The 26,935-nt window shown below is 53.3% G+C and carries 19 protein-coding genes and 1 pseudogene; 15 read left to right on the forward strand and 5 right to left on the reverse strand.

What is annotated here, in order from left to right:
• The 11 genes from IFU29_RS21650 to tssJ all read left to right on the forward strand — a co-directional run.
• Nucleotides 1–1,145 (forward strand): DUF2345 domain-containing protein (locus tag IFU29_RS21650; protein ID WP_191935710.1); only part of this gene is annotated, 1,145 nt, incomplete at its 5' end.
• Nucleotides 1,146–1,147: 2 nt separating this feature from the next.
• Nucleotides 1,148–1,579 carry a DUF4431 domain-containing protein gene (locus IFU29_RS21655; protein WP_244633773.1) on the forward strand — a complete coding sequence of 144 codons (432 nt, stop codon included), beginning with the start codon at nucleotides 1,148–1,150 and terminating at the stop codon, nucleotides 1,577–1,579.
• On the forward strand, nucleotides 1,576–3,369 hold the full coding sequence (locus IFU29_RS21660) for a TIGR02594 family protein (RefSeq protein WP_191935712.1): 1,794 nt from the start codon (nucleotides 1,576–1,578) through the stop codon (nucleotides 3,367–3,369). Before IFU29_RS21655 ends, IFU29_RS21660 begins: the two co-directional genes overlap by 4 nt.
• Nucleotides 3,366–3,908, forward strand: coding sequence for a M949_RS01915 family surface polysaccharide biosynthesis protein (locus tag IFU29_RS21665; protein ID WP_191935713.1), 543 nt, complete (start codon nucleotides 3,366–3,368; stop codon nucleotides 3,906–3,908). Before IFU29_RS21660 ends, IFU29_RS21665 begins: the two co-directional genes overlap by 4 nt.
• Before the next feature lie 40 nt (nucleotides 3,909–3,948).
• Nucleotides 3,949–4,500, forward strand: coding sequence for a M949_RS01915 family surface polysaccharide biosynthesis protein (locus IFU29_RS21670; RefSeq protein WP_191935714.1), 552 nt, complete (start codon nucleotides 3,949–3,951; stop codon nucleotides 4,498–4,500).
• Nucleotides 4,501–5,082: 582 nt separating this feature from the next.
• Nucleotides 5,083–6,291 (forward strand): hypothetical protein, encoded by a 1,209-nt coding sequence (locus IFU29_RS21675; protein WP_191935715.1) that lies wholly within the window; start codon nucleotides 5,083–5,085, stop codon nucleotides 6,289–6,291.
• Nucleotides 6,288–9,755 (forward strand): ImcF-related family protein, encoded by a 3,468-nt coding sequence (locus IFU29_RS21680; RefSeq protein WP_191935716.1) that lies wholly within the window; start codon nucleotides 6,288–6,290, stop codon nucleotides 9,753–9,755. Before IFU29_RS21675 ends, IFU29_RS21680 begins: the two co-directional genes overlap by 4 nt.
• A gap of 212 nt (nucleotides 9,756–9,967) precedes the next feature.
• On the forward strand, nucleotides 9,968–11,248 hold the full coding sequence (locus tag IFU29_RS21685; RefSeq protein ID WP_191935717.1) for a PAAR domain-containing protein: 1,281 nt from the start codon (nucleotides 9,968–9,970) through the stop codon (nucleotides 11,246–11,248).
• A gap of 509 nt (nucleotides 11,249–11,757) precedes the next feature.
• Nucleotides 11,758–13,512 (forward strand): type VI secretion system baseplate subunit TssF, encoded by a 1,755-nt coding sequence (gene tssF / locus IFU29_RS21690; RefSeq protein ID WP_191935718.1) that lies wholly within the window; start codon nucleotides 11,758–11,760, stop codon nucleotides 13,510–13,512.
• Entirely contained in the window at nucleotides 13,476–14,561 is a 1,086-nt protein-coding gene (gene tssG / locus IFU29_RS21695) for a type VI secretion system baseplate subunit TssG (protein ID WP_191935719.1), read from the forward strand. Before tssF ends, tssG begins: the two co-directional genes overlap by 37 nt.
• The gene (gene tssJ, locus IFU29_RS21700) at nucleotides 14,539–15,084 is read left to right on the forward strand and encodes a type VI secretion system lipoprotein TssJ (protein WP_191935720.1); all 546 of its coding nucleotides are present in this window, start codon (nucleotides 14,539–14,541) and stop codon (nucleotides 15,082–15,084) included. Before tssG ends, tssJ begins: the two co-directional genes overlap by 23 nt.
• Before the next feature lie 233 nt (nucleotides 15,085–15,317).
• On the opposite strand, the gene IFU29_RS21705 is transcribed toward tssJ, so the two are convergent.
• The 3 genes from IFU29_RS21705 to IFU29_RS21715 all read right to left on the reverse strand — a co-directional run bounded on the left by IFU29_RS21705 (nucleotide 15,318) and on the right by IFU29_RS21715 (nucleotide 18,773).
• Complete coding sequence (locus IFU29_RS21705; RefSeq protein ID WP_191935721.1) at nucleotides 15,318–15,704, reverse strand: hypothetical protein; 387 nt, start codon at nucleotides 15,702–15,704, stop codon at nucleotides 15,318–15,320.
• Between the two features lie 169 nt (nucleotides 15,705–15,873).
• Nucleotides 15,874–18,144, reverse strand: coding sequence for an autotransporter outer membrane beta-barrel domain-containing protein (locus tag IFU29_RS22745; protein WP_342214504.1), 2,271 nt, complete (start codon nucleotides 18,142–18,144; stop codon nucleotides 15,874–15,876).
• Nucleotides 18,145–18,545: 401 nt separating this feature from the next.
• Nucleotides 18,546–18,773: a hypothetical protein gene (locus tag IFU29_RS21715; protein WP_191935722.1), complete on the reverse strand. Its 228-nt coding sequence runs from the start codon at nucleotides 18,771–18,773 to the stop codon at nucleotides 18,546–18,548.
• Nucleotides 18,774–19,875: 1,102 nt separating this feature from the next.
• Between IFU29_RS21715 and IFU29_RS21720 the strand changes: the two genes are divergently transcribed.
• Nucleotides 19,876–20,505 carry an NlpC/P60 family protein gene (locus IFU29_RS21720; RefSeq protein ID WP_191935723.1) on the forward strand — a complete coding sequence of 210 codons (630 nt, stop codon included), beginning with the start codon at nucleotides 19,876–19,878 and terminating at the stop codon, nucleotides 20,503–20,505.
• Nucleotides 20,506–20,626: 121 nt separating this feature from the next.
• On the opposite strand, the gene IFU29_RS21725 is transcribed toward IFU29_RS21720, so the two are convergent.
• Nucleotides 20,627–21,049 carry a hypothetical protein gene (locus IFU29_RS21725; RefSeq protein ID WP_191935724.1) on the reverse strand — a complete coding sequence of 141 codons (423 nt, stop codon included), beginning with the start codon at nucleotides 21,047–21,049 and terminating at the stop codon, nucleotides 20,627–20,629.
• 365 nt (nucleotides 21,050–21,414) lie between these two features.
• On the opposite strand from IFU29_RS21725, the gene IFU29_RS21730 reads away from it, so the two are divergent.
• Both IFU29_RS21730 and IFU29_RS22880 read left to right on the forward strand, forming a co-directional pair.
• Nucleotides 21,415–21,762, forward strand: coding sequence for a hypothetical protein (locus IFU29_RS21730; protein WP_191935725.1), 348 nt, complete (start codon nucleotides 21,415–21,417; stop codon nucleotides 21,760–21,762).
• A gap of 189 nt (nucleotides 21,763–21,951) precedes the next feature.
• Nucleotides 21,952–24,934 (forward strand): inverse autotransporter beta domain-containing protein (locus IFU29_RS22880; RefSeq protein WP_423244857.1); only part of this gene is annotated, 2,983 nt, incomplete at its 3' end.
• Between the two features lies 1 nt (nucleotide 24,935).
• Here the strand turns inward: IFU29_RS22880 and IFU29_RS22885 are convergent.
• Nucleotides 24,936–25,272 (reverse strand): annotated as a pseudogene (locus IFU29_RS22885) (invasin domain 3-containing protein); the annotation flags it as partial.
• Between the two features lie 275 nt (nucleotides 25,273–25,547).
• Between IFU29_RS22885 and IFU29_RS22890 the strand changes: the two are divergent.
• A partial coding sequence (locus IFU29_RS22890) for an invasin domain 3-containing protein (RefSeq protein WP_423244858.1) occupies nucleotides 25,548–26,935 on the forward strand: 1,388 nt, incomplete at its 3' end.

Genomic DNA, 26,935 nt, shown 5'->3' on the forward strand with positions numbered 1-26,935 from the left:
GCAAAAGCCAGCTGAATCTCGGCCATCTGGTCGACGGCGAAAAACAGCGGCGCGGCGAGGGCTTTGAGCTCAGAACCGACAGCTGGGGGGCGATACGGGCGCAGAAAGGGATATTTATCAGCGCGGACGGGCAGGCTAAGGCGCAGGGCCTACAGCGAGAAATGCAGCCGGCGGTGAGCAATCTGGGTGACGCCCGGGAGCAGATGACATCCATTTCCGGTGACGCGCAGAAGGCGACCGCGAACCCGGCCGATCTCCAGGCGCAAATCACACTGCTGGAACAGCAGCTGACGGAGCTCAAAAAGTCGGTGCTGCTGCTCAGCGCGCCGGAGGGGATGGCGCTGACCAGCGGACAACATCTGCAGGTGTCTGCCGGGCAGAACCTGATTGCCACGGCCGGTAAAAATGCCGACGTCAGCGTGGTGAAAAACCTGTTCATCGGGGTGGGCAATGCCCTGAGCGTGTTTGTTCGTAAGCTGGGGAGCAAGCTCATCGCGAACCAGGGGCCGGTGCAGGTACAGGCGCAGAACGACCTGATGGAATTGCTGGCACGTAAAGAAATCAGCATTGTCAGCACGGAGGATGAAATCAAAATCATCGCGAAGAAGAAGCTGACTCTGAATGGTGGTGGGAGCTATATCAGGATTGATGCAAGTGCGATTGAATCTGCTACTGCAGGTGAATATCGTACGAAAGCAGGACATTATGGGCGTAAGGCAAGCGCATCAGAAAAGGTCACGCTGCCTGTCTTTCCTGTAATGGAACCTGGCGAACAAAGCTTACGTTTTGCTTTCCCTGGTGCCGATAGTGTCAGCCAAAGTATGGACTGGATGACAAATCAGCCATACAACATTACTGACAGCAATGGGAAAATCCTGTCGACCGGCACGGTAGACAGTTCAGGTCGCTTCCCGAAAATAGTGCTTCCTGAAAGTGATACATTAAACTTAATCATTGGGCGAGAAACCTGGAGTAAAGAGGAGCTTTCTGTTTTATCAACTGAAGACGACAGTATGGAATATTTTGAGGATGAAGCACCTGATGCCGATCTTTATTTAAGTGAAATGGACTCTGAAGACGATAGAACATCAGCATTGACTGAGTCAATGATTGCAACTTTATTAAATTCAACAAAGGTTAGTTGATAATGTTAAGTATGCTTATGAAACTTACGTTGAGTGTAGCTATCTTATTTTATAACTTCGGTGTATATGCTGCATGTCTGAAAGAGGGTGATAAGATTGTACTCTCAGGAGTAATGAAAGAAGAGTTGTTTTACGGCCCTCCAAATTGGGGGGAAGATAAGGAACATGACGAAAAATTACTCTACTGGATCCTGCATTTAAATAGTCCGTTAAAGTGCGTAGTTGATGCTAATACTGAGCAAAAAGGTTGGGATAGCAATGTTCAGCTCATTGTTAGCGGTGACAATTATAAAAATAAACGCAATTTACTTAATCACCATGTCACTGTAGATGGAAAAGTTATGCTTGCTGTCACAGGCTATCATATGACATCAGTTTTACTAAACGACACCAGCTTTAAACCAACGGAAAAAAATAAAAAGGATGATCTATGAGATTTGTAAAAGCGACATACCATCTTGAAACCAAGACGGTTGAATACGAATCTGGTGATGGGACTCGTTTGCTAAAAACTGCAGGGACATTAAACTGGAGATTTAACAATCCCGGGAATATTATGGCATTGCCTGATGCAAGTAAGCAAAAAGGGCGGATAGGTGCCGGGACTGTATATAATCCGAAAGAAAATACATTTGCGATTTTTTCCAGCATTGAAGCTGGGGAGCGTGAAAAATGTGCATTATTGAAGCGAAAATATCGAAATAACACCATATCTGAGATGATGTCGCAGTATGCTCCTGAAACCGCAGGCAATGACCCCGTAGCTTATTCCAATTTTATAATCTCAGAGAGTGGCGTTGCAAAAGATAAAAAAATATCTGACTTGGATGATAATGAATTCGGCAAAGTTGTGGATGCAATCAGTAAAAAAGAAGGTGGCTTGAAGCCCGGTACTGAAAAATGGGTGTATGTGACAAACTTGACGGTTTCAGACGGCTCCCGACCAGTTGCTGATGTGCCATTTAAAGTGACACTAGGAAGTACTAGCTACGAGTGGAAAACAGATGCTTACGGCAAGCTCAAGACAATCATCCATACGAAACAAGGAATGGCTATTGTCGTCAAATATACTAATTCCGCTGGAAAAGAGGATGTTGTTTATTCAGCAGTTGCTGGGGATGAAACGAAGAATATACTGCTCACGCGAAATTTTTCTCAATTCTCTGCAAAAACACTTGCCGAGACCCCCAAAGTGCCACGTGAGAAGAGCGCTCAGAAGCCGATAGAGTATATAGTCATGTCAGGAGATTCTCTATCGAAAATTGCCGAGCGTTATAAGACAAGTTCTGATGAAATTGCCAAAAACAATAATATAAAAGATGTGAGTAAGATCTTCCCAGGTCAACACTTGACGATTTATGGTGCCAATACTAATAGCCCCTCAATCTATATCGTTGTACCTGGTGACACGTTGGCGAAGATCGCAGAAAAAAATGGTGCAAATGTTGACGATATTGCACAGCAGAATAATATATCAGACCCTAATAAAATATATCCGGGGCAATCAATTTCTATAAGCAAAAATGGTAGCAATACTGCGGGCGAGTCCGGAAAATCAGCAGTTAATCCTCCAACCTCAAAAGCAGTGGGTAAAAAACCACTGCAAAATAAAGAAGTAAATGCCAATAAAAAAACGCTTGAATCGGTTGGAGGGAAAAATTCTGGCAATCCGATTGCGTTACTTCCACACGACCAGAGAGAGGCTCCATGGATGAATATCGCACTGAGTGAGGCAAAGAAATGGCATGGGACTAAGGAAGGCCATATTACTAGCAATTACCATGCATTAATAGGTCATGGGTGGATAAAAAATCTTGTTGGGACATTAAATGCTTGGTGTTCGTCTTTTGTAAATTATTCTTTTCAAGAAAGTGGGTATCATAAAACAGCCCCAGATCCATATCGCGCTATTTCTTTTTTTAGAGATAGTACTAATTTTTTTGAGATCAAAAAACCTATCTATGGATGTGCCGCATCATCAGGACATCACGCAACCTTTGTGTATGGAAAATCAAAATCTGGGGCATTAATTTGCTTGGGAGGAAATCAGAGCGATACAATAAAATTCTCCCCCTTTAATGGATTGAGATTTTTTTTACCAGTGGCATACAAAGGGTATTATGAGTCGAATGTACATAAAGAATTAGATATCTTTGATGTAAATGAACTCAATGAAATGATTGGTATTCATTCCAAAACAACTGGGCATGAGAGTACAAGATGATGCTAAAAACAAAAATAACCCTTGCATTAGCTTTGATGGTTTTACCTGTGATGAGTAGTTTTGCAACTACCTTTACCAAGGAGTTCGAACGCCCGGATGGTATTCATAAGGTGAAAATTGATATTTACGAAGAAAATAATGGTGACACTAAAAATTCAAAAGTTACCGCTTCGGAATATGTAAAGGACAAAAAGGTATGGAGTCTTGTCGATTATGTGAATAATTGCCCCCTTGATATAAACATGGCTTTAATTAAGGATTCCTTCGAGATTAAGAAAGTTAATGGCTCATTTGATGCTGTATTGTTTTCTTATACCATAGGTTGTGTGGGGGGACTTGATCCAGTTACTGTAAAATATTTTGCTTATGAAAATGGCATGAAGCATTCTCTTCGAGGAGAAGAGCGGATGGTTACGCCAGATGGGGTAATTGATGAAAATATTAAGCCGGTGCCTGATGCTAATTTGAAAAATAACGTCCTATTATATAAATATATGACAAGTAACTGGAGTAAAGCGTCGACAGTTATTCTAGAATGACTGTTTTTAATTAAATATTTAGTCAACATAGCAGGTCAGAATGAAAGCGGCAATAGCGGTGATTTTGAATTCAATTATTGCTTTTACGTTTGTATTATCCCAATCAGCTTTTGCAAGTTCTGAAGCCTTCCAAAAGGTATGGAATGATAGTTCCGGTAAACATGTTCTAATTATAGATAAAAAACTTGATAGCAAAGACGGTGAAATGACCTTACTTGTTAAACAAGTCACAGGGAATAGTAACGATTGGACTCTTAAGGATTTTGTCCGAAACTGCGACGAAGATATAAAATTAGATATTGTACCTGATTCTGTCGAGGTGAATAAAACTTTTTCTGATGGTGTGGGAACCGTTTTATTTTCCTACAAAATTGGGTGTGTTGGTGGGATTGACCCTGTAACAGTAAAATACTTTGCTTTTAAAGATGGTGTGAAATATTCGTTAAGGGGCGAAGAGCATATTATTGTCGGTAGTGAGGGCTTCGGTGGGGAGAAGGCTCCAGTGCCTGATTTCAATCTCAAGAATGACAAATCTCTTCTGAAGTATATGATGGGAAAATGGGATTCTATTTCCACAACAAAAGTAAATTAAATCGTGTGGTTTCATGTGATAAATATACTGAGGCTCCATCTAACTTAGAAATATTTTTATGGGGAGAGGGTGAGATAGTTAATAGCGCTCGTTTTGCTTTCTGTGATTTCATTTAATGCTTGCTCGGTTGATGTTGAACTTATTGAAGATGATACAATTGGTATAAAAGAAAATCCGGTAGTTAAAAAATATATTTGGATACTATAGTTAATGGTTATAGAGTTAAATGTGACGATTCAAAAATAGTCATTTGGGGGAATCCTAAAAAGATAAATGAAGAGAACCCTCAAGCTACCAATATAATACTAATGAATCTTAATGCCCCTTATAAAACTATAGAGTAAAGTGTTAGTGATGGTGTTTTCGATGTAAATTATCTGAGATCTGTAGCCTTTGCATATGTTGACAATAACCAAGGTGTTTTTATTGATCTTGCTAATGGGGCTTTTATTGATATTAGCTCAGCCTTCGATCCTTTAAACGATAATAATTTTGAATTATGCACTGAACATAATTCATGTTAATTCAAAAAGTATAGATGATTTTGATCGTTTTAGATAATTAAGCAAGCAGGGAATAATCATGTCGTATACACTTAAAAATTTGCCAGAATGCTATCCCAGACCTAAGTCTCTGAAATTTTCTCGTTGGATTATTGCTCTGGTTGCCATGCTTTCGGTCAGTGTTATATTAATGCGTATATTTGGGCGTTATGTTGAAAATCTGTATTTTTGGAAGGTTGCTTTAGGTGTGCCTATTGTTTTGTGGAGTGTTCCGTTTGCTTCTTGTCTGCTTCTGTGGGCATTGCAGGATAGCAAAGCAAATGCTTTCGACAAACAGCGAGAACAATGGATTCTTCGAGAAACCCCTAAGGCACGTCGTGCACTGCAGGTGCTGAATGCAACATTCATTACCGGCCACTCATCAGTTGCTCAGAAAGATACAGCTATTGCGATGCAAAATAACGATAGCATTATTGTTTCGCAGGTCGACCGGGATGGAAATGAAAGCTCCAGGATGAGCCAAATTTCTTCTAGCCCGCAGGACTCGCTAAAATTCGTGATAACGAATATTTTTTCGAAGTTGATTGCTGGCATTCCTTTCGCACATATCCCTGACAAAGTACCACTGGTAGTATTTTTTGATGTAACAACATCGCTGCCTCTGGAGAGTATTCGCCATTACTGGGATGAGACCTGGCAAAAAAACAATATTACTCTTCCTGTTGAATATGGTGAGGGGAGTGGGCTCAGTGTAATCGACCGCTGGTTGAATGAACGTATTAAAGATCAAGCGATGTTATTGATTGTGGGTCTCCAGTTAAAGCCTGTCGAATCTGACAACACAGCTGAAGCCGGTGTAGCACTGCTTCTTGGCAACCGCCTGACCCAGGAAGCACTCGAACCTCTCGCGTTGCTGCACCGGCCAGATGCTGCTCCAACCGGTGAGCTGAGGGAGGGGATGAACATGGCCGCCTATAACGTCCCGCTCAAAGAAAATATCGTGAAAAATTTATGGCTTGCCGGGCTGACGGGTGAGCAGCGTGCAGAAGTTATCGAGTGCCAGAATGCGCACCCTGCGCAGTCTGTAGAGGACGAAGCCGTCATTTCACTCGATACCTCCATGGGACATGCCGGTGCCGCGGCCCCCTGGCTGGCTATCGCTGCCGCCACCGAAATCGCCCGACAAACTCAGTCACCACAGATGATTATCTGCGGTGATACAACACAGAATGTGCTGTGGAGCACGCTCATTACCCCGATTGCTTCCCGACAGGAGATGGATCCGTGAAGCTACCTTTAGCACCGAAGACTACGGAAGGCCGCTATCTTGCTGTCGCATTGATTTTCTTTTTGCTGTTAGCCGTTATGACGTTCATGGTCTGGAAGCATCCGGATATAGCCGGGATTGAAGACGGAAGTCAGCAGCAAATTTACTGGCTTATCGCCGGCGGATGTATTTCAGGCTGCGCCCTTATCGTATCCATGGTGCTTCTGACGGCGGTACGCAATGCCGGTAAACAGGAGTTTAATGCGCTTGTCGACAACACCAACGGTGATGATGAGAAAAAGAAGCGGGAAAATGATAAAGCGCCTGTTCACCCTGCGGTGGCCATGTGTAACAAGATTCGGGGACATCTCCGCTCCCGTATTGGCTTTTACTGGCGTCATAAAACCCGTCTGCTGCTGATCACCGGCGACGAAGCCGCCATCGAACAGCTGATCCCCGGCCTGCAGGAAAGTCAGTGGCTTGAAGGCAACCGTACCGTGCTGATTTACGGCGGCAGCCTGGCAGCAGAGCCCGATCGCGAAAAATATACTGCGCTGCGCAAGCTGCGCCGGGGTCGTCCACTGGACGGGATTGTCCGCGTATTACCGGAGTCGCTTAACCTGACACCACAAATCAGCGACAACGATTTACGCGGGCTGGAAAAAATCAGCGAGCTGCTGCGTTATTCCGCCCCGGTCTGGCTGTGGCAGCTGTGCGGCAGTAGGTGGTCGCAGGCAAAACGCACTGAACAGACCGTAGGGGCCAGTTTTCCGCTGCGGGCCACAGCCGGTGATATTACCCGCCAGCTTGAGCTGATGCTGCCGGCCCTGCGGGCGCAGGGGGTGAGTCAGGTCGCAGAGAACAACCGCCACGACTTCCTGCTGCGTCTGGGTCAGCACCTGAAAGAGGGCGGGATCGCCCGCTGGGCTCAGCAACTGGCGCCGTGGCTGTCCGTTTCTCAGCAACGCGTTCCGCTGCGTGGCCTGATGTTCAGCCTGCCGGAGAATACCTCTGCTGATATCGCAACGTTAACGGCCAGCGCGGAGGGATTAGCCCCGGGATCACGGCGTCATGCGCTGCCCCTGCCGGTGACCTGGCAGGGTATTGTTGATGACTGTCCCCGCGTACGTGGCCGTCGTGTCGGTATGGCGTGGGAGCAGACGCTGGCCTGGGCTCTGATGGCCATTATCGGGGTCTGGGGGGCGGGAACGCTGCTGTCGTTTGCGCTGAACTACGGACAGATTTCTTCTGTGGCTGCAAAAGCCCGAAACCTGGTGGAGCATCCCGCTGTTTCCGATAGTCAGCTCACGGCCCTGCACACCCTGCGTAATGATGCCGGTCGGCTGCAGCACCGTATTCAGGATGGGGCCCCCTGGTATCAGCGCTTCGGTCTGGACCATAACCGGCAGCTGCTGGCTGCGGTGCTGCCCTGGTACGGCGTGGTGAATAACCGCCTGATCCGCGACCCGGCCAGTGCGGCCCTGACGCAGAAGCTCAGCGCGCTGGCAGGCTCTGCACCCAACAGCGACCGGCGGGCACAGCTGGCGAAGCCGGGCTATAACCAGCTGAAAGCCTGGCTGATGATGGCCCGTCCGGATAAGGCCGACGGCGCGTTTTACGCGCAGACCATGAAAACCGTGCAGCCAGCGCGCACGGGTATCTCAACCGGCCTGTGGCAAAGTCTTGCGCCGGATTTATGGGCATTCTACATCGCCGCACTGCCAGAGCAGCCGCAGTGGACAATCACGCCGGACACGCAGCTGGTCAGCCAGAGCCGCCAGGTGCTGCTGCAGCAGATAGGACGACGCAACGCGGAAAGCACCCTGTATGAAAATATGCTCAAATCCGTGCGGCGTAATTATGCCGACGTGTCTCTGGAAGACATGACCGGCGGTACCGATGCGCGGCGACTGTTTACCACCGGGGCGGTGGTACCGGGCATGTTCACCCGCCAGGCCTGGGAAGGCGGCATTCAGCAGGCTATCGAAAAGGCTGCCAGCTCCCGCCGGGACGAAATCGACTGGGTGCTGAGCAACAGCCGAAAAGCCGTCTCCTCAGACCTGTCGCCGGAAGCGCTGAAAGCACGTCTGACGCAGCGTTACTTCACCGACTTTGCCGGAAGCTGGCTGAGCTTCCTCAACAGTCTGCGGCTTAACCCGGCAAAGAATATTGCAGACGTCACCGACCAGCTGACGCTGATGAGTGATGTCCGCCAGTCGCCGCTGATTGCCCTGCTGAATACTCTCGCCTGGCAGGGGCAGACCGGCCAGCAGAGCGAAGGCCTTTCGGACTCCATCATCAAATCGGCTAAAGACCTGGTCGGTGGAAAAGACAGACCGGCGATTGACCCGTCCGCGTCAGGCCCGCAGGGGCCACTGGATGAAACCTTTGGCCCCCTGCTACAGCTTCTGGGCAAAAATAAGGGGCGTAACGTCATGTCGGCCGATAACTCTCTGAGCCTGCAGACCTATCTCACCCGCATCACCCGCGTGCGCCTGCGCCTGCAGCAGGTGGCGGGCGCCTCCGACCCGCAGGCGATGATGCAGACCCTGGCCCAGACGGTATTCCAGGGCAAAAGCGTGGATCTGACCGATACCCAGCAGTACGGCAGCCTGATGTCGGCAAGCCTTGGCGAAGAGTGGAGTGGCTTTGGCAACACGATGTTTGTGCAGCCGCTGACTCAGGCCTGGGAGACCGTGCTTCAGCCGTCGGCAGCCAGTCTGAATGACAAATGGAGCCGCTCGGTCACGACGAACTGGCACACGGCCTTTGACGGACGCTTCCCGTTTGCTGCGGGGAAGAGCGATGCGTCCCTGCCGATGCTGGCCGAGTTTATCCGTAAGGACAGCGGGCGTATTGAACGCTTCCTGACCACGGAACTCAGCGGGGTGTTGCACAAGGAGGGCAGCCAGTGGGTGCCGGATAAGGTCAACAGCCAGGGGCTGACGTTCAACCCGGCGTTTCTGCGGGCCATCAATCAGCTGAGCCAGCTGTCGGACATTCTGTTTACCGACGGCAGCCAGGGCATCAGCTTTGAACTGCAGGCGCGTCCGGTACCGCAGGTGGTCGAGACTCAGCTGACCATTGATGGACAAAAGCTGCACTACTTTAACCAGATGGCCGACTGGCAGTCCTTCCGCTGGCCGGGAGACACGTTTAAGCCGGGGACGCTGCTCACCTGGACGTCAACCAGCGCAGGCGCGCGCCTGTTCGGGGACTACAGCGGCACCTGGGGCTTTATACGCTGGCTGGATCAGGGCAAGCGGCAGCAGCTTGACCGCAGCCAGTGGATGATGAGCTTTAGCGCCCCGGATGGTCGCACCCTGCAGTGGGTGCTGCGCTCACAGCTGGGAAAAGGCCCGCTGGCGCTGCTGGATCTGCGCGGTTTCGCGCTGCCGGAGCGGATATTCAGCGTCGACAGCGAGGCGGCGGCGCAGGCGCTGATGGCCAACGCCGCAAACCGTGATACAGACGGGGTGGAATAACGGGGAGTTTGCATCACCCACCCTCATCACTGTTATCTGCAGTCAAATCGCGCCTCAGGCTGTTGCGTATGAAAGCCGTATGCAGCGAAACCGATACCTCACGGCTTCAGCCTGAGATGGATTTTCTCCTGTCCGGTCTGATTGCGCCCGACCCGGCAAGCCGTGCGGTGCTTCGCGGGTAACCCGGACTGAATTCAGCTAAAGGAAAAAATATGGCAGCAGAAGGCTTTTACCTGGTGCAGGGCGACAAGACGACCTGCGGCGGGAAAATTACCACGGGCGCAGAGGATCACACTCTGTTTGATAAACCTGTTGCCCGGGAGCAGGACAGTGTGACCTGCGGTAAACATGCCGGGCTTTTCAAGATAGCCGGTGGCATCGACAACGATACCATTCACGACAGGCGAATGGCCGGAACCCTCGACAGCTACAGTACCTGCCCCTGTAAGGCGAAGTTTATTCCGTCGATGATGGATGATACGTACGAGAAGAGTTCAGCAGGAGCAGCAGCTTCTGCTGAGGAGCCTGGAAAGACATCGATAGCTAATGCCGTTTCTCAGGCTTTTCTGGCAGGTGCGCAGGCTGATACGATGTTAGCTCCGGGATATCCTACGTTGATTAACACCCACACCGTTCCGGATGACAATGTGCGAGGGATGTTAAGACGTAACAGACATGATTTCCTCTTGCTGACGCTGGAGGAATGCCAGAGGATTATTGACGGCTGGGATTTCGTCAAAAAGAAATGGAAAGATGCCACAACAAATCCTCTCGGGAATACTGTTAAAACTTATGCAACGAATATAGATGATGTGGGCAATGCTTCAGCGATGGTATACAAGTTGGGGAGTATTGGTATCACAGCAACGGTATTTGTTAACCACAAAGGAACGCGGCTGATAAAAATAAGTGGTTATGCAGCAATCAGGAAAACACTCAATGCCCCAGTTTTTGGTGAAATGAATCCAAAAATCATCGAAGCAGGAGTCGGAAAGTTTGGTTTACAGAAATCTATTGTCGACGGTGCGATTCTCGGTTTTGTCTATGTATCGGTAATAGATACAATTGATTTCATATTAAATGATGAAACAACGCTTGCAAAATTCCTTGGAACACTTGCTACTGATCTCGCTAAAGTAGGTATATCATCTGCCGCGCTTTATGGTGTGGGTCTTTATACGATGACTTCGTTCGTTGTGATGAATCTTGCAGTGGTTGTTATTGCCGGGATTGGTATTGCTGTCGTATTAAACTATCTGGACAATAAATATCATATTACTGACAGATTAGTTAATTTCATTGCACCTTATATCGAATCGGCACAACAAGAATTTGTTGAGAAATCCAGGGAGGTCTCAGATGGCATCCTGGACTTAGGTGCGATGTATGTCGATGGCATGCTGAGAAAAGGACGGCAAGTTATTGAGGCGGAAGTAAAACAATACGTAAAAAAATACATTGGTGACCTTACATCTCAGGTGATAGATTTATGAGTGCGAAACGAAGGTTTTTTGGTACAGTCATTATCTGGTGTGTCTTTTCATTCGGATCACTGTGTTTTTCGAAGGAAATATTTGTTGAGTATTTTGATTTCAAAACAATCATAATATTTTCCCCGTACGCGACTGCTTTGTTAATGATTCCAGTTATGTTGCTTTTTCCATGTATATACTGGTTTATGTCTGTGAGGTATGGGGAGGAATTGGCAATCCAAAAATGCAAAAATGTTAATAAGGTCTTTATAGGACTTGTAGGCATATTTATCGTAAGTTCTGTGATTTTTGCTTTTGCATACACTTCTACCCTTCAAAGTAAAGGCTATGTGAAATGCATCGGCCGTCCTGATGGATGGATGCCGGGGATGGCCACTGAGTATGTACTACCACCATCGGTATGTGGGCAGCGTGATAATTAATAAGATATTCCCGTCATCAGGAACATCATCAGCACAATTTTATTTAGATAATACTATTCATTCGGCAATTATTGAGCAGAAACTATTATGGATGATTTAACCCTGCGTTATTATGACGCTGAAATGCGCTACCTGCTGGAAGCCGGCGAAGAGTTTGCCCGCGCTCATCCCGAGCAGGCGGCAATGCTCAATCTCGATAAAGCGGGCGCGCGCGACCCGTTCGTGGAGCGCCTGTTCGAAGGCTTTGCCTTCATGATGGGCCGGCTGCGCGAGAAGCTTGACGATGATTTGCCGGAGCTCACCGAAGGGCTGGTCAGCCTGTTGTTGCCGCATTACCTGCGCACCATTCCGTCGATGTCGGTGGTGGAGTTCACCCCTGACTGGCGCGAAATGAAAGAGCATATGCGTATTGTTAAAGGTTTTGAGGTGCTCTCGCGGCCGATCGGTGAGAAGGGGACGCGCTGCCGCTACACCACCACCAAAGAGATAACTCTTCAGCCGCTGTCGCTGGAGTACGCCCGCCTGTCGACCGATCCTGACGGACGTTCGGTCATTAGCCTGCGCATCAGCTGCAGCCCTCTTGCCGACTGGAGCCGTGTCGATCTCAGTCAGATCCCGTTCTATTTCAACGCCGATGCCCCTCTGGCCTGCGCCATGCACGAAGCCTTCACCATGAACACGGCCCGCCTCTGGCTGCGGATGCCGGGTGACGTGGACAAAAGACCGCTGGACGGGTATTTCACTGCACTGGGATTGGGCGATGACGACGGCCTGTGGCCGAAAGGGGACAGCAGCTTCAGCGGTTATCAGCTGCTGCTGGAGTACTTCACCTTCCGCGAGAAATTTATGTTTACGGGCCTGCGCGGGCTGGAAACCGTGCTGTTTCCGGCTGAACTCCCCTGGTTCGACATCGACGTGGTGCTGGCAGAGCGCTGGGAGCATGACTTCAGCTTTACTGAAAAGCATCTGCGCCTGAACTGCGTGCCGGTGATTAACCTGTTCCCGCTGGAATCTGACCCGCTGACGCTCAATTCTCTGCAGACCGAATACATGCTGCGCCCGATGCGCGTGCAGGATGGCCATACCGAGATTTACGCGGTGGATTCGGTGCAGTCATCGAGCCAGCATACCTACGTGCCATTCTCAAGCTTCCGCCACAAGGGGGGAATGATGCGCCATGAAGCACCGGAATATTACTACCACACCCGCGTGCGTCGCGGCCCGTCCGGGCTGCATAACACCTGGCTTATCCTCGGTGGTGAAGCGTTTGATAACCACACGGTGCCGCAGGACGAAAGCCTGTCCCTGACGCTCACGGGAACCAACGGTCAGCTGCCACGCCGTGCGCTGCAGAGCACCGTACTCGATACGGTAATGAAAACCACCTCGGCCAGTATCGCCGTGCGTAACCTGTGTGCGCCAACGCTGCCCTGTTATCCTCCGGCGCAGGACCGTTTCCACTGGCGCGTGCTGAGCCACCTCGGCAGCGGATTCCTGTCCATGATGGACAACGCTGACGTGCTGCGCGGTACCCTGGCGCTGTACGAGTGGACCGACAGCGAGATGAACCGCCGACGCCTGGAAGCCATTATCGACGTGAAGCATGGTGAAACCGAGCGCTTTGAGCAGGGCTACCTGGTGCGCGGCGTGCAGATTGAAGTGACGCTGGACAGTCACGGTTTTGCCGGGCGCGGGGACATCTGTCTGTTTGGCGAGATGCTGAGTCGCTTCTTCGCGCTGTACACCGACATCTATCTGTTTAACCGCCTGATTATCATCCTGCAACCGAACGGAGAGCGCCTGGAATGGGAAGAGAAGCACAACCGCCGCATCCCCGGCTGACCCCGCGGCTGGAAGCCGATCTGCACCGCATTAACTTTTACCGTTTATGCCAGCTGCTGGAGAAGCGGGATCCGGGCAGGCCACTGATGGGGTCGACCAGTCATCCCGCCGACGACCCGGTGCGGTTTGCCCCGCATCCGGGGATGGGGTTTCCGGCCAGTGAACTGAAGGCCGTCGAGTACGATGAGGACGATGACAGTAAACCACCGGTCATCCGCGCCACGTTTATGGGGATGTACGGCGTGGATTCGCCGCTGCCGACCGCCTATCTTGATGACATCACCCGGCGCCGGGAGGGGCACGAAGCCCTGCAGGACTTTCTGGATATCTTCAGCCACCGCATCCTGACGCAGTTCTATCGCATCTGGCGGAAATACTCGTATCCGGCCACGTTTGAGCCGGGCGGTAGCGACACTATCTCGCAGTCACTGCTGGGCCTGGTGGGGCTGGGCATTCCCGGTACGGCAGAACATATCGCCACGCCGGTGTCGCGCTTTCTGGCGCTGCTTGGCGTACTGCGCCAGCCGGGCAAAACTCAGGAGGGGATGCAGGCACTGGTGAGCCTGCTGGCACCCGATACCAGAGTACAGGTGAGTCCTTACTGTCTGCGGCCTGTAGAGATTGCTCAGCCCCTGGGCTTCTGCGGCGATGATGACTTTCTGCTGGACGGCAATACGCCGCTGGGCGACGAGGCGATGGATGCCAACAGCCAGCTGCTGGTTGCGCTGTCCAGCGATAACGAACAGGAGTCGCAGGGCTGGAAACCTGACGGCCTGCTGTATCAGGACTTTCTGGTGATGCTGCGGGTCTGGCTCGGCTGGCGCTTTAAGGCAAAAATCACCCTGACCACCCGGACCCGCCTGCTGGCCGCTCCGCCGCTCGGCGAGGGCCCATTCTGGCTTGGGATGAACGGCGTGCTGGGCGCGGAAGACGAAGACCTCCCGGACGATTTCCCGCAGACCTTTACAACGGAACTGGGCTATTACACCGGCCTGCAGCCCGCAACACCACAACAAGGAAACCGACGTGTTACGTACAAGTTTGACTAAATCCACGCGCTGGCTGTTACCCGTGCTGGCCATCGCGCTTACCGGTTGCGGACTGACGCAAAGCGTCAGCGATGGCACCCAGTCGGCCTTTAGCGCGGTGTTTTATAAAAAGATTAAGGTGCTTCATCTGGATTTCACCGCACGCGAGGCCCTCAATACCGACGCGCGCGAGAACCACTCCTTGTCTGAGTCGGTGGTGGTACGAATTTATCAGCTCAAAGACATTAAAACCTTTAACAGAAGCGTCTATCAGCAATTGTTGCATGAGGGAGAAACGACGCCTGGCGCGGATTTATTGGCCACTCGCGATGTCGTGGTGAAGCCGGGGGGCGATGTGTCGCTGGATATGCCCATGGAAAGCGATGCGAAATATGTGGCGGTTGTGGGGCTGTTCCGCCATCCGGATACGCTGAAAAACAGCTGGAAGCTGACGATTGACCGTGAAGCGCTCGATGCTGATAAGGCGCGGGTGATTGAAGCCAGGGATAACCAGCTGCTGTTGTTACCGCTTAAGGATCAATAAAGCCTCATCCCCTAACCAGGTCTTACGCATTAAAATGAACTCGCGGTAATTCATTTGAACTCAAAACATAAATTTGTGAATTTTGTTGAGAGTATTTAGATGAACGGACTGATTCAGTCATTTGCTGATTTCCCCGATCCAGGACGTCAGGGGCGATTACACCATCGATTTATTGATATGTTAATCTTTGCTGGATCTTCGTTTGCTGAGACACCTTATTGTCACCGTCACGCTCACCGCCCCTTTGCCATCACCACCGGCCCCACATCCGCCGCCTGACAGTCCCGCTGGCTCAGTGTCCGCCAGCGGGCCTCGCTTTCCTCATCTTGCGCCTTATGGAAGCGCTGGGCAATAATGCCTGACGCTATGCACATTCCTGTCGCATCGTGATGGGCCGACAGCATCTGATAATCCCTCTCCAGGTTAAAGGACGCCGTCGTTTCATCGCCATTGACGGCGTCCGGCACCTCCCCTTTATTTACCTGTGAGGGCGGTTTCAGCGGCATCAGCCCGACACCCGCCGTATCGCCGCAGTGAAACGCCAGCCCCACGGTCTGGCTCAGGGTAAGCAGAACCAGCAACCCTATGCCCGGCGTCATCTTCATACTTTGTCGTTTCATGTCGGTTTATCTCTCGTCCTGTCTTTTACACACTCCGCCTCCGGCACGGCCGTCCCACTCTTACCGCCGGCACGCCCGTGCCGAAGAACCACTCTGTGTTTTCCTGCGTTTTACGTTAATGCTGTCTTTGTTTTTATTCTGCTCAGTGCGCCGCTGGCGACACCCGGTATCAGAAGTTGTACTTCACACCCAGGGTGCCCTGGGTATCGCTGTAGCCGTTGCCCCCCATCTGCTGGGAAACGTCGGTCCACAGGCTCAGGTTGTTGCTCAGCTTGCCTTCCACGCCAGCCTTCAGCTCACCCACATTACGGGAACCCGTAATGTTGTCAGACGCCCCGTTCATGCTCACGCCGGACTGTTTGGTGTTGTAGACCCAGTTGGCTTCCACGAACGGCTGGAAGGTGCGGGCCGTGTCTTTATCCTTCACGCTTTTGCCGTTAAGGTAAGTGCGCAGACCCAGTCGTGTCTGAACGTTGTCACTGCCGCTGCCCTGAACGTGGGTGCCGTTGTACTCGGTGTGGTCATCCGCCTTCACGCCGGTCCAGATAACCTGGGCGCGTGGCTGCAGCCAGAGGCTGTTGGTCATGTCGTTACCGCTCAGCCAACTGATAAGACGCAGGTTGTAACCTGTCTCCGCAGACGCCATCAGGCCTTTACTCTTATAGGTTTCCGGAGCCAGGTCCTGACCTTTAACTTCGTTATTGAACCAGGCGTACTGCAGCCAGGAGTCAGCATACACGCCGGCCTTGCTTTTAGTGTCCTGATACCAGGTGCCGTAAAGGCCCGCGCTGTAGCCGCTGACGGAGCCGGTGGAGCGGTTACCGGTCAGAGAGTTGTGGGTGTTGCTTTTCTGGTTGGCATAGCCGCCCATAACTCCGAGGCTTAGCTGGCCTGCCGCATCGTCGTTCCAGGACATGACGTCGCCACCGAGCTGCATGACATAGCGGTTAGCGGAGGTTTTGTTCTGGCCATCAGACATGGAGGACTTGTTGCGTCCGCCGACGTTGCGCATCCACATAGAGGTGGAGTGTGCTTCGCCGTTGACGGCGTCGGTGTCGCGGTTTTCGCCCTGGCGGTCGCGGAGTCCCATGACGAACATGGTGTTAGCGGCGCGGAGGTTATTGGCATAGGTAGCTGCTTCCGGACGGACCATATGCACGGTATGTGGCGTGACAGGGTCAACAGGTGTGAGATAGCTGGTCAGGTACCAGTCCTTGTCGTCTGTGCCTGAGGCGTTGCCTTTTTGCAGGGTATAGTCATAGGCACCTGCAACCACGCGGCCAGTCAGTGAGAACTTCGCCCCGGAGGTACCTTTCACTTCCACCACCTGAATGCCTTCCAGGGTCTGCGCGCCTGAGCCGTTCTCGTTGGCGATGCTGAGGGCGCTTTCGCCGCTGCTGTCGCCGGTAATCACCAGCTTATCGGTCAGGGAGTCGTCCCCGGCCAGTACGCCACCCAGGGAGACGGAGCTGCCCGCCACGCCGGTATAGTTACCGTCGATGGTCAGGGTGTTCCCGGCCGAATGTGACGTGGGGTTAAGGACCAGGCTGCCGCTGTTAACGAGGTTGCCGGTCAGGGTGGCCGCGGCCCGTTCCTCGGTGCTGAGCATCAGGGTACCGGTGTTGGTCAGGTTGCCCTTAACGTCACTGCCGCTGTTCAGCACCAGGGTGCCGGCGTTGCGGATGGCGTCAGCGCCGTCGCCAAGGACGTGCCAGTCGGCGTCCTTCTGCCAGGTGAGGCGGGAGCCTTCGGTCACGCTGAGGGTATCCACGTACGCGGACGCCACGGAGGCGGTGGTGAGGTCGGCGATGTTGTCCGCGTCGCCGATGGCCAGCGAGACGCCGTGTCCGGCCTTGCCGTCCTTCTCGCCGTTCCAGGAGAGGACGCCGCCCAGCACGGAGCGGTCGCCGGCGGCAACGTACCGGGTGTTATCGCCTAGTGCAGCGCTGCCGGTGATGGTGCCGAAGTTGAGCAGGGGTGACATGGTGCCCGTGTTCTTTACGCTTCCGACGCTGCCCATGTTAAGAAGGGAGTAAGGGCCGTTCAGCTTCCCCCTGTTTTCGATCAGGCCGACCGTCCCGTCAGCGTCATTAAATATTCCGGCAACCTCACCGGACATGGTGTTGTCGTTGATGATGGCGGTGATATTGCCCGCATTCCCGATAGCGGCGATGGAGGCACTCATCGTCCCCCCATTTTCTACGATACCCAGTTTGTCAGTGAAGTTCTCAACGACGTATTGGGCACCGCTAAACGACATAAAAGACGAGTTGTACCAGTTATCCTGTTCGCTTCCGGGTTCGTATCGATAGTAGAACTCGTTGCCGCCGACAACATTTACCGGCCCCTCGGGGGCCTTGTTGCCGCATGCGAAGCACGCACCCGTTTCATATTCACCTTTCCCACCGGTCGTCGATGAGTACGTGCTCGCTGCGGTCACCCCGTTCAGCCCCTGGAGGTCTAGTGTCCCGGGCGTGATTCCGGAGGACCCGGCGATGAAGTATGCGAGGCCGTACCCGCCTGAGGTTATTGATACTGCGGTGTTTCGAGGCTTCTCCTTTGCCCCGTTGACGCCTTGAGGTTGAATGTAGCTTACTCCCCCCTTAGAGGTGTAGGCTTCAACTTGTTCAGTGAGTGGTAGATGGTCGATGATCATGTGCTTTACCCTTTTTTTTCACCAGAACGACGCGCCGGCATACTCCGGGGGCGTTCAGTTTTTTCGGGCGTCAGTCACCCTGGCATGCTGCCAGCATTCCTTCCGCCCACGCAGTCCACCGCAAGTCATACGCATGCACCCGCTCAGAGGTCGCCTCATGGGATTTTTCTCTGCACCGGGCCTGCTCATAAAGCTGCGCGTCGTTCACGATGGTTGTTTACTGCTCTGGGCGCGATGGCGGGCGTCTCCGCCCCAAACCCGATACCCAGCCAGTCAAACCCTTTGCATAGCCTTCCCTTCTGCGTTTTGTCCGGGTGGCGCTCGAAGCCACAGAGGTCGAAGAACTCCACCAGCCGGGCAATACCTCTGCGCAGCTGCCAGCGCGTCCGCGTGAGCAGTACAAAATCGGCCATGTATCTGACATAAAACACCTCTTCAGGGCCGAAGCTGCTGTTGTCGCAGTCAATCTGATATAGCAGGCTGCCGCCCGGCAAAGGACTGAGGGCGCAACCTCTTTTTTGCTTGGTTTATCGTCTGATGGCGAAACAAACCGCATCAGTCCGATTCATAAGATAATGATCAGGGTAATAACGTCAGGCGATGGCGGTAAAAGACAGTCACAGATAAATATCCCTTTGGTGCACCTGCGCAAAATTCATGATGTCTCGTTCGTCTTTATAAAAATGCGTCATAATTTGATATAAGAACCTGTGACTTCTAAACTCAGCGTGACTTCAGTGAAATCCTAATAATCGATTCGTCTTCTATGTTATGCGGAGGTTTCCAGAACGGAATTTTCTGTTAAGAGATGTTGTTATCCTCACCGCAATAAAATAATGGGAAAAAGCTGATCCAGCTCAATTATTAAGGCGTTGCCTTTCAGACGTTAAAAATAACTGAGCGCAATTATCCATAAGCGGAACCGATCGTCAATAACCATCAATAACCATCAATAATCTCACTTTAATAGCTGGAGGCGATTGAATAGAGTTTATCGATCGTTTGTTTCGATCATGAAAGGTGACGAAAACATAGAAAAATGATCTATATATCATAAGGAAGCGGGTTTTCCTGCAGAAAGACAGAAAAATTATCATCAGGGCGTTAATTTTAAAAAAAACACATTGATAACAAAATGAGTCTTTATTTGATTTAGCTTGTTTAGTAAACATTTACCTTAATTAAAGGTGTTGAAGTGAGACTGTTTTTAAATGGGCTTCAGGGCTGGATAAGCAAAGTGATAATATTTTCTTTCGTATTTGTTTCGAACCTGTTGAGTAATGCGGTGGTAATTTTTTCTGATGTATTTATCAGCCAGGGTGTTCATTGGTGCGGAATTTAAAGTACAGTTAGTTAATATGAGTATCACCGATTCCTGCTGTGGTAACTGTTAAGGAATCTTACCTTTTGTGTGCAATTTATGGGCGAAGTGTTTTTTTTCTGTGTTCTATAATGAGATATTTTGTCGTATCTATGTTAATTCCGTGAGAATGCAATCCATGGCAGGCCTTGATTATGTTTTTTTGCAAAAGGGTTATCTTTATTTTGTTTTTTTTGTCTTCGGTGTGCTGTTTTGCTTCGGTCCGGCATCCAGGTATTCATCCTCTGGCGTCGATGCAAAAAACCAGCCGCCATCCGGTATTACGTAAGATCCCTCGCCATCGTGTAATTCATAATACTCCCCGCCATTGCGGAATGCATAAGATCCCTCATCATCCTGTAATGCAGAAAAGGAAACCGTTTTTGACACAGGCAACGGTTATGCGTGGATTAATGCGTGACTATACCGACTGGCGTGGCGTGAAATATAAATTCGGTGGTACTTCCCGCAGGGGGGTCGACTGTTCTGGCTACGTACAGCATTTATTTCGCAGTCAATTTCATGTACGTCTGCCCAGAACCACCTGGCATCAGATAACAAAGGGAAAATATGTCAGGATTAAGGACTTAAAACCCGGCGATCTGGTATTTTTTAAAACCGGAGGCGGGGCGCAGCATGTGGGCGTGTATGTCGGCCATCATCAGTTTTTGAACGCGTCAGGCAGTCAAGGAGTGACGCGGTCAGAACTGTATTCTCCGTACTGGCGTCAGCATTATCTTACGGCCCGGCGGGTGCTGATATCAGCGGGGGCGCGACAGCCCTGAACGTTATCGCGGGGGCCTGATCTGGTGTGCGTTTCCGGCCAGCCCGGCCTGGCACCACCTGTATTGCCCTTGCGTTTTCCGGCAGCCTGCCCGGGCGCCGGAAAGCCGCACTTCTGGCGAACTAGTAGCCACCCAGTTGCTTTATTTTCGACTTCATTACCTGATAGGCTTCATATTTTGCTTTGTGGCAGAGCGTCTCAAACTTCATGTTCAGAGTCATCGTGTACACCTGTCTGGCGTCATTTCCCATGATGTTCTTATTCGTATTAAGAAATCTGAATTCGTCATTTATTTTTTTATTTTCCTGAGCAAGTTCAGGGTATTTCGCGCTTTTTGATGCGCGCAGGAAGTTAAAGTTATCTACACAATTATTGCTACTTGATGCTGTGCTTGTTACCGGTACCAGTGGGCTCTGGCCGCTGACGGCACCAGCAAGCTCCGGCTCTGCTGTACCGCTATTTTGTGCACCGACTCCGGTACCGGACGTCGACGAACAGGCTGTTAAAAAAAATAATGACGCAATCGTTATCACTTTAAGGTTCATTCTATACTCTTATTTTTTATTAAGTTAATTAGCATGGCGCGTGTATACGCGGCGTGCCGTATGCTGGTTATTTTAGCCTCTACACTGCCTTTTTGAATACCATTTTTCAGATTTTTTTTCATGCTTATTGAAAATAAATTGCTGATTACTGATCGCTTTAGTCAGATTTTAAAAACTTTAAATTTCCTGCAACATCAATGCAGCATTTACCTCTTCGTTTGTTTAGTTTGGGTTTGGGGAGGAAGCGCGATGATTGAATCTCTTTTATAGGATATTCTGAGGGTTTTATGGCTTCAAGAGCGGTGTTTATATCATCCCTGATCTTTTTTGTTTCTGCCTGTTCATCATCTCCGGTAACGCATCCGGTGACGGCCACCCAGGCTGCAAAGCAAAAAGATACGCCGGCCAGTAAATATGCCGAGCGGTCGGTATTGCCGTCTAACACGATTGCTTCCAGCAGCGATCCCTGCGTCGATAACTTTAATTTCCTCAGGGAAGCTGGCAGCGATTCCTATCAGGTTTATTCAAAAGATTACGTGAAAATCGGGAATGGTTATAATTTTCTCGGTCAGAATAAAAACATCATGGGCAATGATGCCCGCCAGGTTTATAACATGAACCTGGATGTTAAGCTGGATACCTTATGTAATAAGGTGAAGTATGCCAGTTTCGGTATTATAAAAAACAAAATAAAGGATTTTGACGGTATCTGATTTTTCTTTATTGTCTCGGGCGGGGCTTTCCCGGTTTTAATTCATCATCTTAATTCACTGTTTTATATAGGCGTCGGTATGTGTTTTCGGTTAATTTCGGTATGGCTTATTTTAGTTCAGTTGTTTTTGCCATTCACGACCTACGCTTCACCAGAACAGGCGACGGTGAATAAACTTAATGCTCTCATTATGGGAAACCCGCCCCTTTCCCGGGAGGACGCCAAAACCGGTCCGCAGCCACCAGCCGCGGACCTTCAGGGCAGCGAGGCTGCCCTTCCTCCGGCCCCTTCCGCGCTGCCTGAGCTGGGATTACCAGCCCGGGATGTGGTAACGACCACACCGGCGGACAACACAGCCGGGCGTGAAAATACGGCATCTGAAAACGACACCGGCCTCCGACAGCAGTTGGCCGCCGGTGCACGGGACATCGGCTCCATTCTTTCATCAGCGGACTCCTCCGCGGCTACTGTTAATTATGCCAGCCAGCTGGCCGTTGGCTTAATCAACCAGAAGGTGGATGACTGGCTCAAAATTTATGGCAATGCCCGTGTCAGCCTGGGGACGGATAAAAAAGTCACCGGCGATTTCCTTTTACCGCTGATGGACCGGGACGATTCCCTCTTATTCTCACAGGTGGGGATGCGGAACAATCAGGCGCGTAATACGGTCAATGCGGGGCTGGGGTATCGTCAGTACACTGGCGACTGGATGCTGGGCATCAATACATTTTACGACTACGACTATACGGGCGGTAACCGTCGTCTCGGTGCAGGGGTAGAGGCGTGGCGCGATTATCTCAAGCTTTCCGCTAACGGTTACTACGGGCTAACCGGGTGGCATCAGTCGGTGTTATCCGCCATGAAGGATTATGACGAGCGGCCGGCAAACGGTTTTGACATGAATGCGGAGGCCTACCTTCCTTCGATGCCGTCCCTTGGCATGAGTCTTAAATATGCCCGGTATCTGGGCAGCGGTATTTCCGTGGCGGAAAGCAGTCCCTCCCCGGATACCCTGAAAAATAATCCGGCCGTGCTGACGGCGGGCATCAACTACACGCCATTCCCCCTGCTGACGTTCTCAGCGCTCAGATCATTCGGCGACGCCAGCGATACCCGGCTTGAAATGGGTGTCAATTACAGGCTTGGTGTGCCCTTTTACCGGCAAATCAGCCCGGACTCTGTTGATCTGAACCGTAGCCTGGCCGGCAGCAAATATGATTTTGTTGATCGAAACTACAATATCGTCATGCAGTACCGTAAGCAGGATCTGCTGAGGATCGAACTGCCAGCCCATATGCAGGCGCAGGCCGCTGACACGGTAACCATACCGCTGCGCGTTTCCCGGGATAAATACGGAATAAAAAGCGTGGACTGGTCAGTGTCCCCCGAACTGATCGCGCATGGTGGTCATTATAAGGAGCTGTCGTCGGAAGTGCTTCAGGTCACCCTGCCGGCCTACGTTTTCGGCGTGGGCGGGAAAGCCCCTCAGTCATACCCGATCCAGGCAGTCGCCAGGGACAAGGAGGGTAACCTGTCCAATACAGCAACGATGTCCCTTGACGTGGTTCCGTCACAAAATGTCATTACCGGCCTGACACTATCACCGGATGCAGAGATTCTGCCGGCAAACAACGCGAAAAGTTATACCGTGACGGCGCGGGTGGCAGATGCGCGCAATGCCGCGCTGGCAGAGCAGCCCGTGACCTTCAGTCTGGCAGGGCTGCTGAACGAAAAGGGCGAGCCGGGAACTGAGCTGACGGCGGCAGATGGCACGCAGGATCCGGAGCAGCTAACCACGGCCACGAGCCGGGACGGTACCGCGGTCGTAAAGCTCCGCAGCCGCGTGTCAGGCAGGGGCAGTATTACGGCCGTCATGAATAATGGAAACAGCCGTCACATTCCGGTGCAGTTTAACGCGGATGCGGCGACCGCAGCGGTGTCTGCGGTGGTGCTGCAGGGCACGAAGACGACAAAGGTGGCGGACGGGAAAAGCGCGTTCAGCTATACCGTGACGGTGCTGGACGTGAACAAAAACCCGGTGCCGGGCGTAACGGTGACACCGTCAGCGGATAACGCGACCGTGGCAGTACATGCCGGCGCGGCGACGGACGCGCAGGGCCGGACCACCTTTACCCTGACGGGGACGAAGGCGGTCGCGGACGTGACGGCGAGCGCGAGGGTGGGCAGCGGCGTGGCGGTGAACGCGGACCGGAGGGTTGCCTTCATGGCGGACGCGGCGACCGCGGCGATGTCTACGGTGCTGCTGCAGGGCACGGAGACGACAAAGCCGGCAGACGGGAAAAGCGCGTTCAGCTATACCGTGACGGTGCTGGACAGGAACAAAAACCCGGTGCCGGGCGTAACGGTGACACCGTCAGCGGATAACGCGACCGTGGCAGTACATGCCGGCGCGGCGACGGACGCGCAGGGTCAGACCATCTTTACCCTGACGGGGACTAAGGCGGTCGCGGACGTGACGGCGAGTGCAAAGGCCGTGGGCAGGGGTACCAGCGTAAACGCGGATCGGAAGGTCAGCTTCACGGCGGACAGCAGCACCGCGAAAGTGAGTGCGGTCGTCCCTGCCAGCCCGGGCGCTCCGGCGGACGGCACCGTGGATGTGGTGACGGTAACGGTGAAGGACGCGAACGGTAACCCGGTGGGCAATGCGGCGGTCAGCCTGTCGGCAACCAACGGTGCCACTCTTCATGAGAGCGTAACCACCGACGCGCAGGGTCAGGCCACGGCGCCGCTGAGCAGTAAAAAAGCCGGCGTGGTAACGGTAACGGCGAAGGTGGCCGGCGGGAAGGATGCGGGCCAGACCGCGACCGTTACCTTCACGGCGGGCGCTCCGGCGCAGACAGCGTCCGGCGTTAAAACGGACAAAGCCAGCTACGCGGCGGGCAGCGACATGACGGTGACGGTGACGCTGAAGGACGCGAACGGCAACCCGGTGGCGGGGCAGGCGTCATTACTGACGGCGGAGGCCGTCACGGTGGCGCACGCCAGCCTGAGCGGCAGCTGGAAGGAGAACGGCGCCGGGATCTATACGGCGAACTACACGGCCATCACGGCGGGCACGGGCCTGAGGGCCGTGCTGAAGCTGCCGGGCTGGAGTAAAGGCAGCGACTCCGCGGCCTATGCCATTACGGCGGGCGCCCCGGCGCAGGCAGCGTNTTTTACTCCAGCCCGGCAGCTTCAGCACGGCCTTCAGGCCCGTGCCCGCCGTAATGGCCGTGTAGCCTGCCGCATAGGTGCCGTCCTGGTTGTCGGTCCAGCGGCCGCTCAGGCTGGCGTTCGCCACCGTGACGGCCTCCGCCGTCAGCGAGGACGCCTGGCCCGTCACCGGGTTGCCGTTCGCGTCCTTCAGCGTCACCGTCACCGTTATGTCGCCGCCCGCCGCGTAGCTGGCTTTGTCCGTTTTAACGCCGGACGCTGCCTGCGCCGGGGCGCCCGCCGTGATCGCATAAGCCGCAGAGTCGCTGCCCTGGCTCCAGCCCGGCAGCTTCAGCACGGCCTTCAGGCCCGTACCCGCCGTGATGGCCGTGTAGCCTGCCGCATAGGTGCCGTCCTGGTTGTCGGTCCAGCGGCCGCTCAGGGTGGCGTTGGCCANTGGCCAACGCCAGCCTGAGCGGCCGCTGGACCGACAACCAGGACGGCACCTATGCGGCAGGCTACACGGCCATTACGGCGGGCACGGGCCTGAAGGCCGTGCTGAAGCTGCCGGGCTGGAGCCAGGGCAGCGACTCTGCGGCTTATGCGATCACAGCGGACATCAGCACCGCGAAGGTGAGTGCGGTCGTCCCTGCCAGCCCGGGCGCTCCGGCGGACGGCACCGTGGATGCGGTGACGGTAACGGTGAAGGACGCGAACGGTAACCGGGTGGGCAATGCGGCGGTCAGCCTGTCGGCAACCAACGGCGCCACTCTTCAGGAGAGCGTGACCACCGACGCGCAGGGCCAGGCCACGGCGCCGCTGAGCAGTAAAAAAGCCGGGGCGGTGAAGGTAACGGCGAAGGTGGCCGGCGGGAAGGATGCGGGCCAGACCGCGACCGTTACCTTCACGGCGGGCGCTCCGGCGCAGGCAGCGTCCGGCGTGAAAACGGACAAAGCCAGCTACGCGGCGGGCAGCGACATGACGGTGACGGTGACGCTGAAGGACGCGAACGGCAACCCGGTGGCGGGGCAGGCGGCCTTGCTGACGGCGGAGGCCGTGACGGTGGCCAACGCCAGCCTGAGCGGCAGCTGGAAGGAGAACGGCGCCGGAACCTACGCGGCAGGCTACACGGCCATCACGGCGGGCACGGGCCTGAAGGCCGTGCTGAAGCTGCCGGGCTGGAGCCAGGGCAGCGACTCCGCGGCTTATGCCATTACGGCGGACATCAGCACCGCGAAGGTGAGTGCGGTCGTCCCTGCCAGCCCGGGCGCTCCGGCGGACGGCACCGTGGATGCGGTGACGGTAACGGTGAAGGACGCGAACGGTAACCGGGTGGGCAATGCGGCGGTCAGCCTGTCGGCAACCAACGGCGCCACGCTTAAAGAGAGCGTGACCACCGACGCGCAGGGCCAGGCCACGGCGCCGCTCAGCAGTAAAAAAGCCGGTGCGGTGAAGGTAACGGCGAAGGTGGCCGGCGGGAAGGATGCGGGCCAGACCGCGACCGTTACCTTCACGGCGGGCGCTCCGGCGCAGGCAGCGTCCGGCGTGAAAACGGACAAAGCCAGCTACGCGGCGGGCAGCGACATGACGGTGACGGTGACGCTGAAGGACGCGAACGGCAACCCGGTGGCGGGGCAGGCGTCATTACTGACGGCGGAGGCCGTGACGGTGGCCAACGCCAGCCTGAGCGGCAGCTGGAAGGAGAACGGCGCCGGGATCTATACGGCGGGCTACACGGCCATCACGGCGGGCACGGGCCTGAAGGCCGGGGTGAAGCTGCCGGGCTGGAGTAAAGGCAGCGACTCTGCGGCCTATGTCATTACGGCGGGCGCCCCGGCGCAGGCAGCGTCCGGCGTGAAAACGGACAAAGCCAGCTACGCGGCGGGCAGCGACATGACGGTGACGGTGACGCTGAAGGACGCGAACGGCAACCCGGTGGCGGGGCAGGCGACCTCGCTGACGGCGGAGGCCGTCACGGTGGCCAACGCCACCCTGAGCGGCCGCTGGACCGACAACCAGGA

Origin of the sequence: Erwinia persicina (assembly GCF_014838825.1) — a bacterium.
Classification (GTDB): domain Bacteria; phylum Pseudomonadota; class Gammaproteobacteria; order Enterobacterales; family Enterobacteriaceae; genus Erwinia; species Erwinia persicina_A.

Bases quoted from the DNA above. Each gene is read 5' to 3' on its own strand.
- IFU29_RS21655 (WP_244633773.1), top strand. From the start codon at position 1,148: ATGTTAAGTATGCTTATGAAACTTACGTTGAGTGTAGCTATCTTATTT.
- IFU29_RS21660 (WP_191935712.1), top strand. From the start codon at position 1,576: ATGAGATTTGTAAAAGCGACATACCATCTTGAAACCAAGACGGTTGAA.
- IFU29_RS21665 (WP_191935713.1), top strand. From the start codon at position 3,366: ATGATGCTAAAAACAAAAATAACCCTTGCATTAGCTTTGATGGTTTTA.
- IFU29_RS21670 (WP_191935714.1), top strand. From the start codon at position 3,949: ATGAAAGCGGCAATAGCGGTGATTTTGAATTCAATTATTGCTTTTACG.
- IFU29_RS21675 (WP_191935715.1), top strand. From the start codon at position 5,083: ATGTCGTATACACTTAAAAATTTGCCAGAATGCTATCCCAGACCTAAG.
- IFU29_RS21685 (WP_191935717.1), top strand. From the start codon at position 9,968: ATGGCAGCAGAAGGCTTTTACCTGGTGCAGGGCGACAAGACGACCTGC.
- tssF (WP_191935718.1), top strand. From the start codon at position 11,758: ATGGATGATTTAACCCTGCGTTATTATGACGCTGAAATGCGCTACCTG.
- tssG (WP_191935719.1), top strand. From the start codon at position 13,476: ATGGGAAGAGAAGCACAACCGCCGCATCCCCGGCTGACCCCGCGGCTG.
- IFU29_RS21705 (WP_191935721.1), bottom strand. From the start codon at position 15,704: ATGAAACGACAAAGTATGAAGATGACGCCGGGCATAGGGTTGCTGGTT.
- IFU29_RS21715 (WP_191935722.1), bottom strand. From the start codon at position 18,773: ATGGCCGATTTTGTACTGCTCACGCGGACGCGCTGGCAGCTGCGCAGA.
- IFU29_RS21720 (WP_191935723.1), top strand. From the start codon at position 19,876: ATGTTTTTTTGCAAAAGGGTTATCTTTATTTTGTTTTTTTTGTCTTCG.
- IFU29_RS21725 (WP_191935724.1), bottom strand. From the start codon at position 21,049: ATGAACCTTAAAGTGATAACGATTGCGTCATTATTTTTTTTAACAGCC.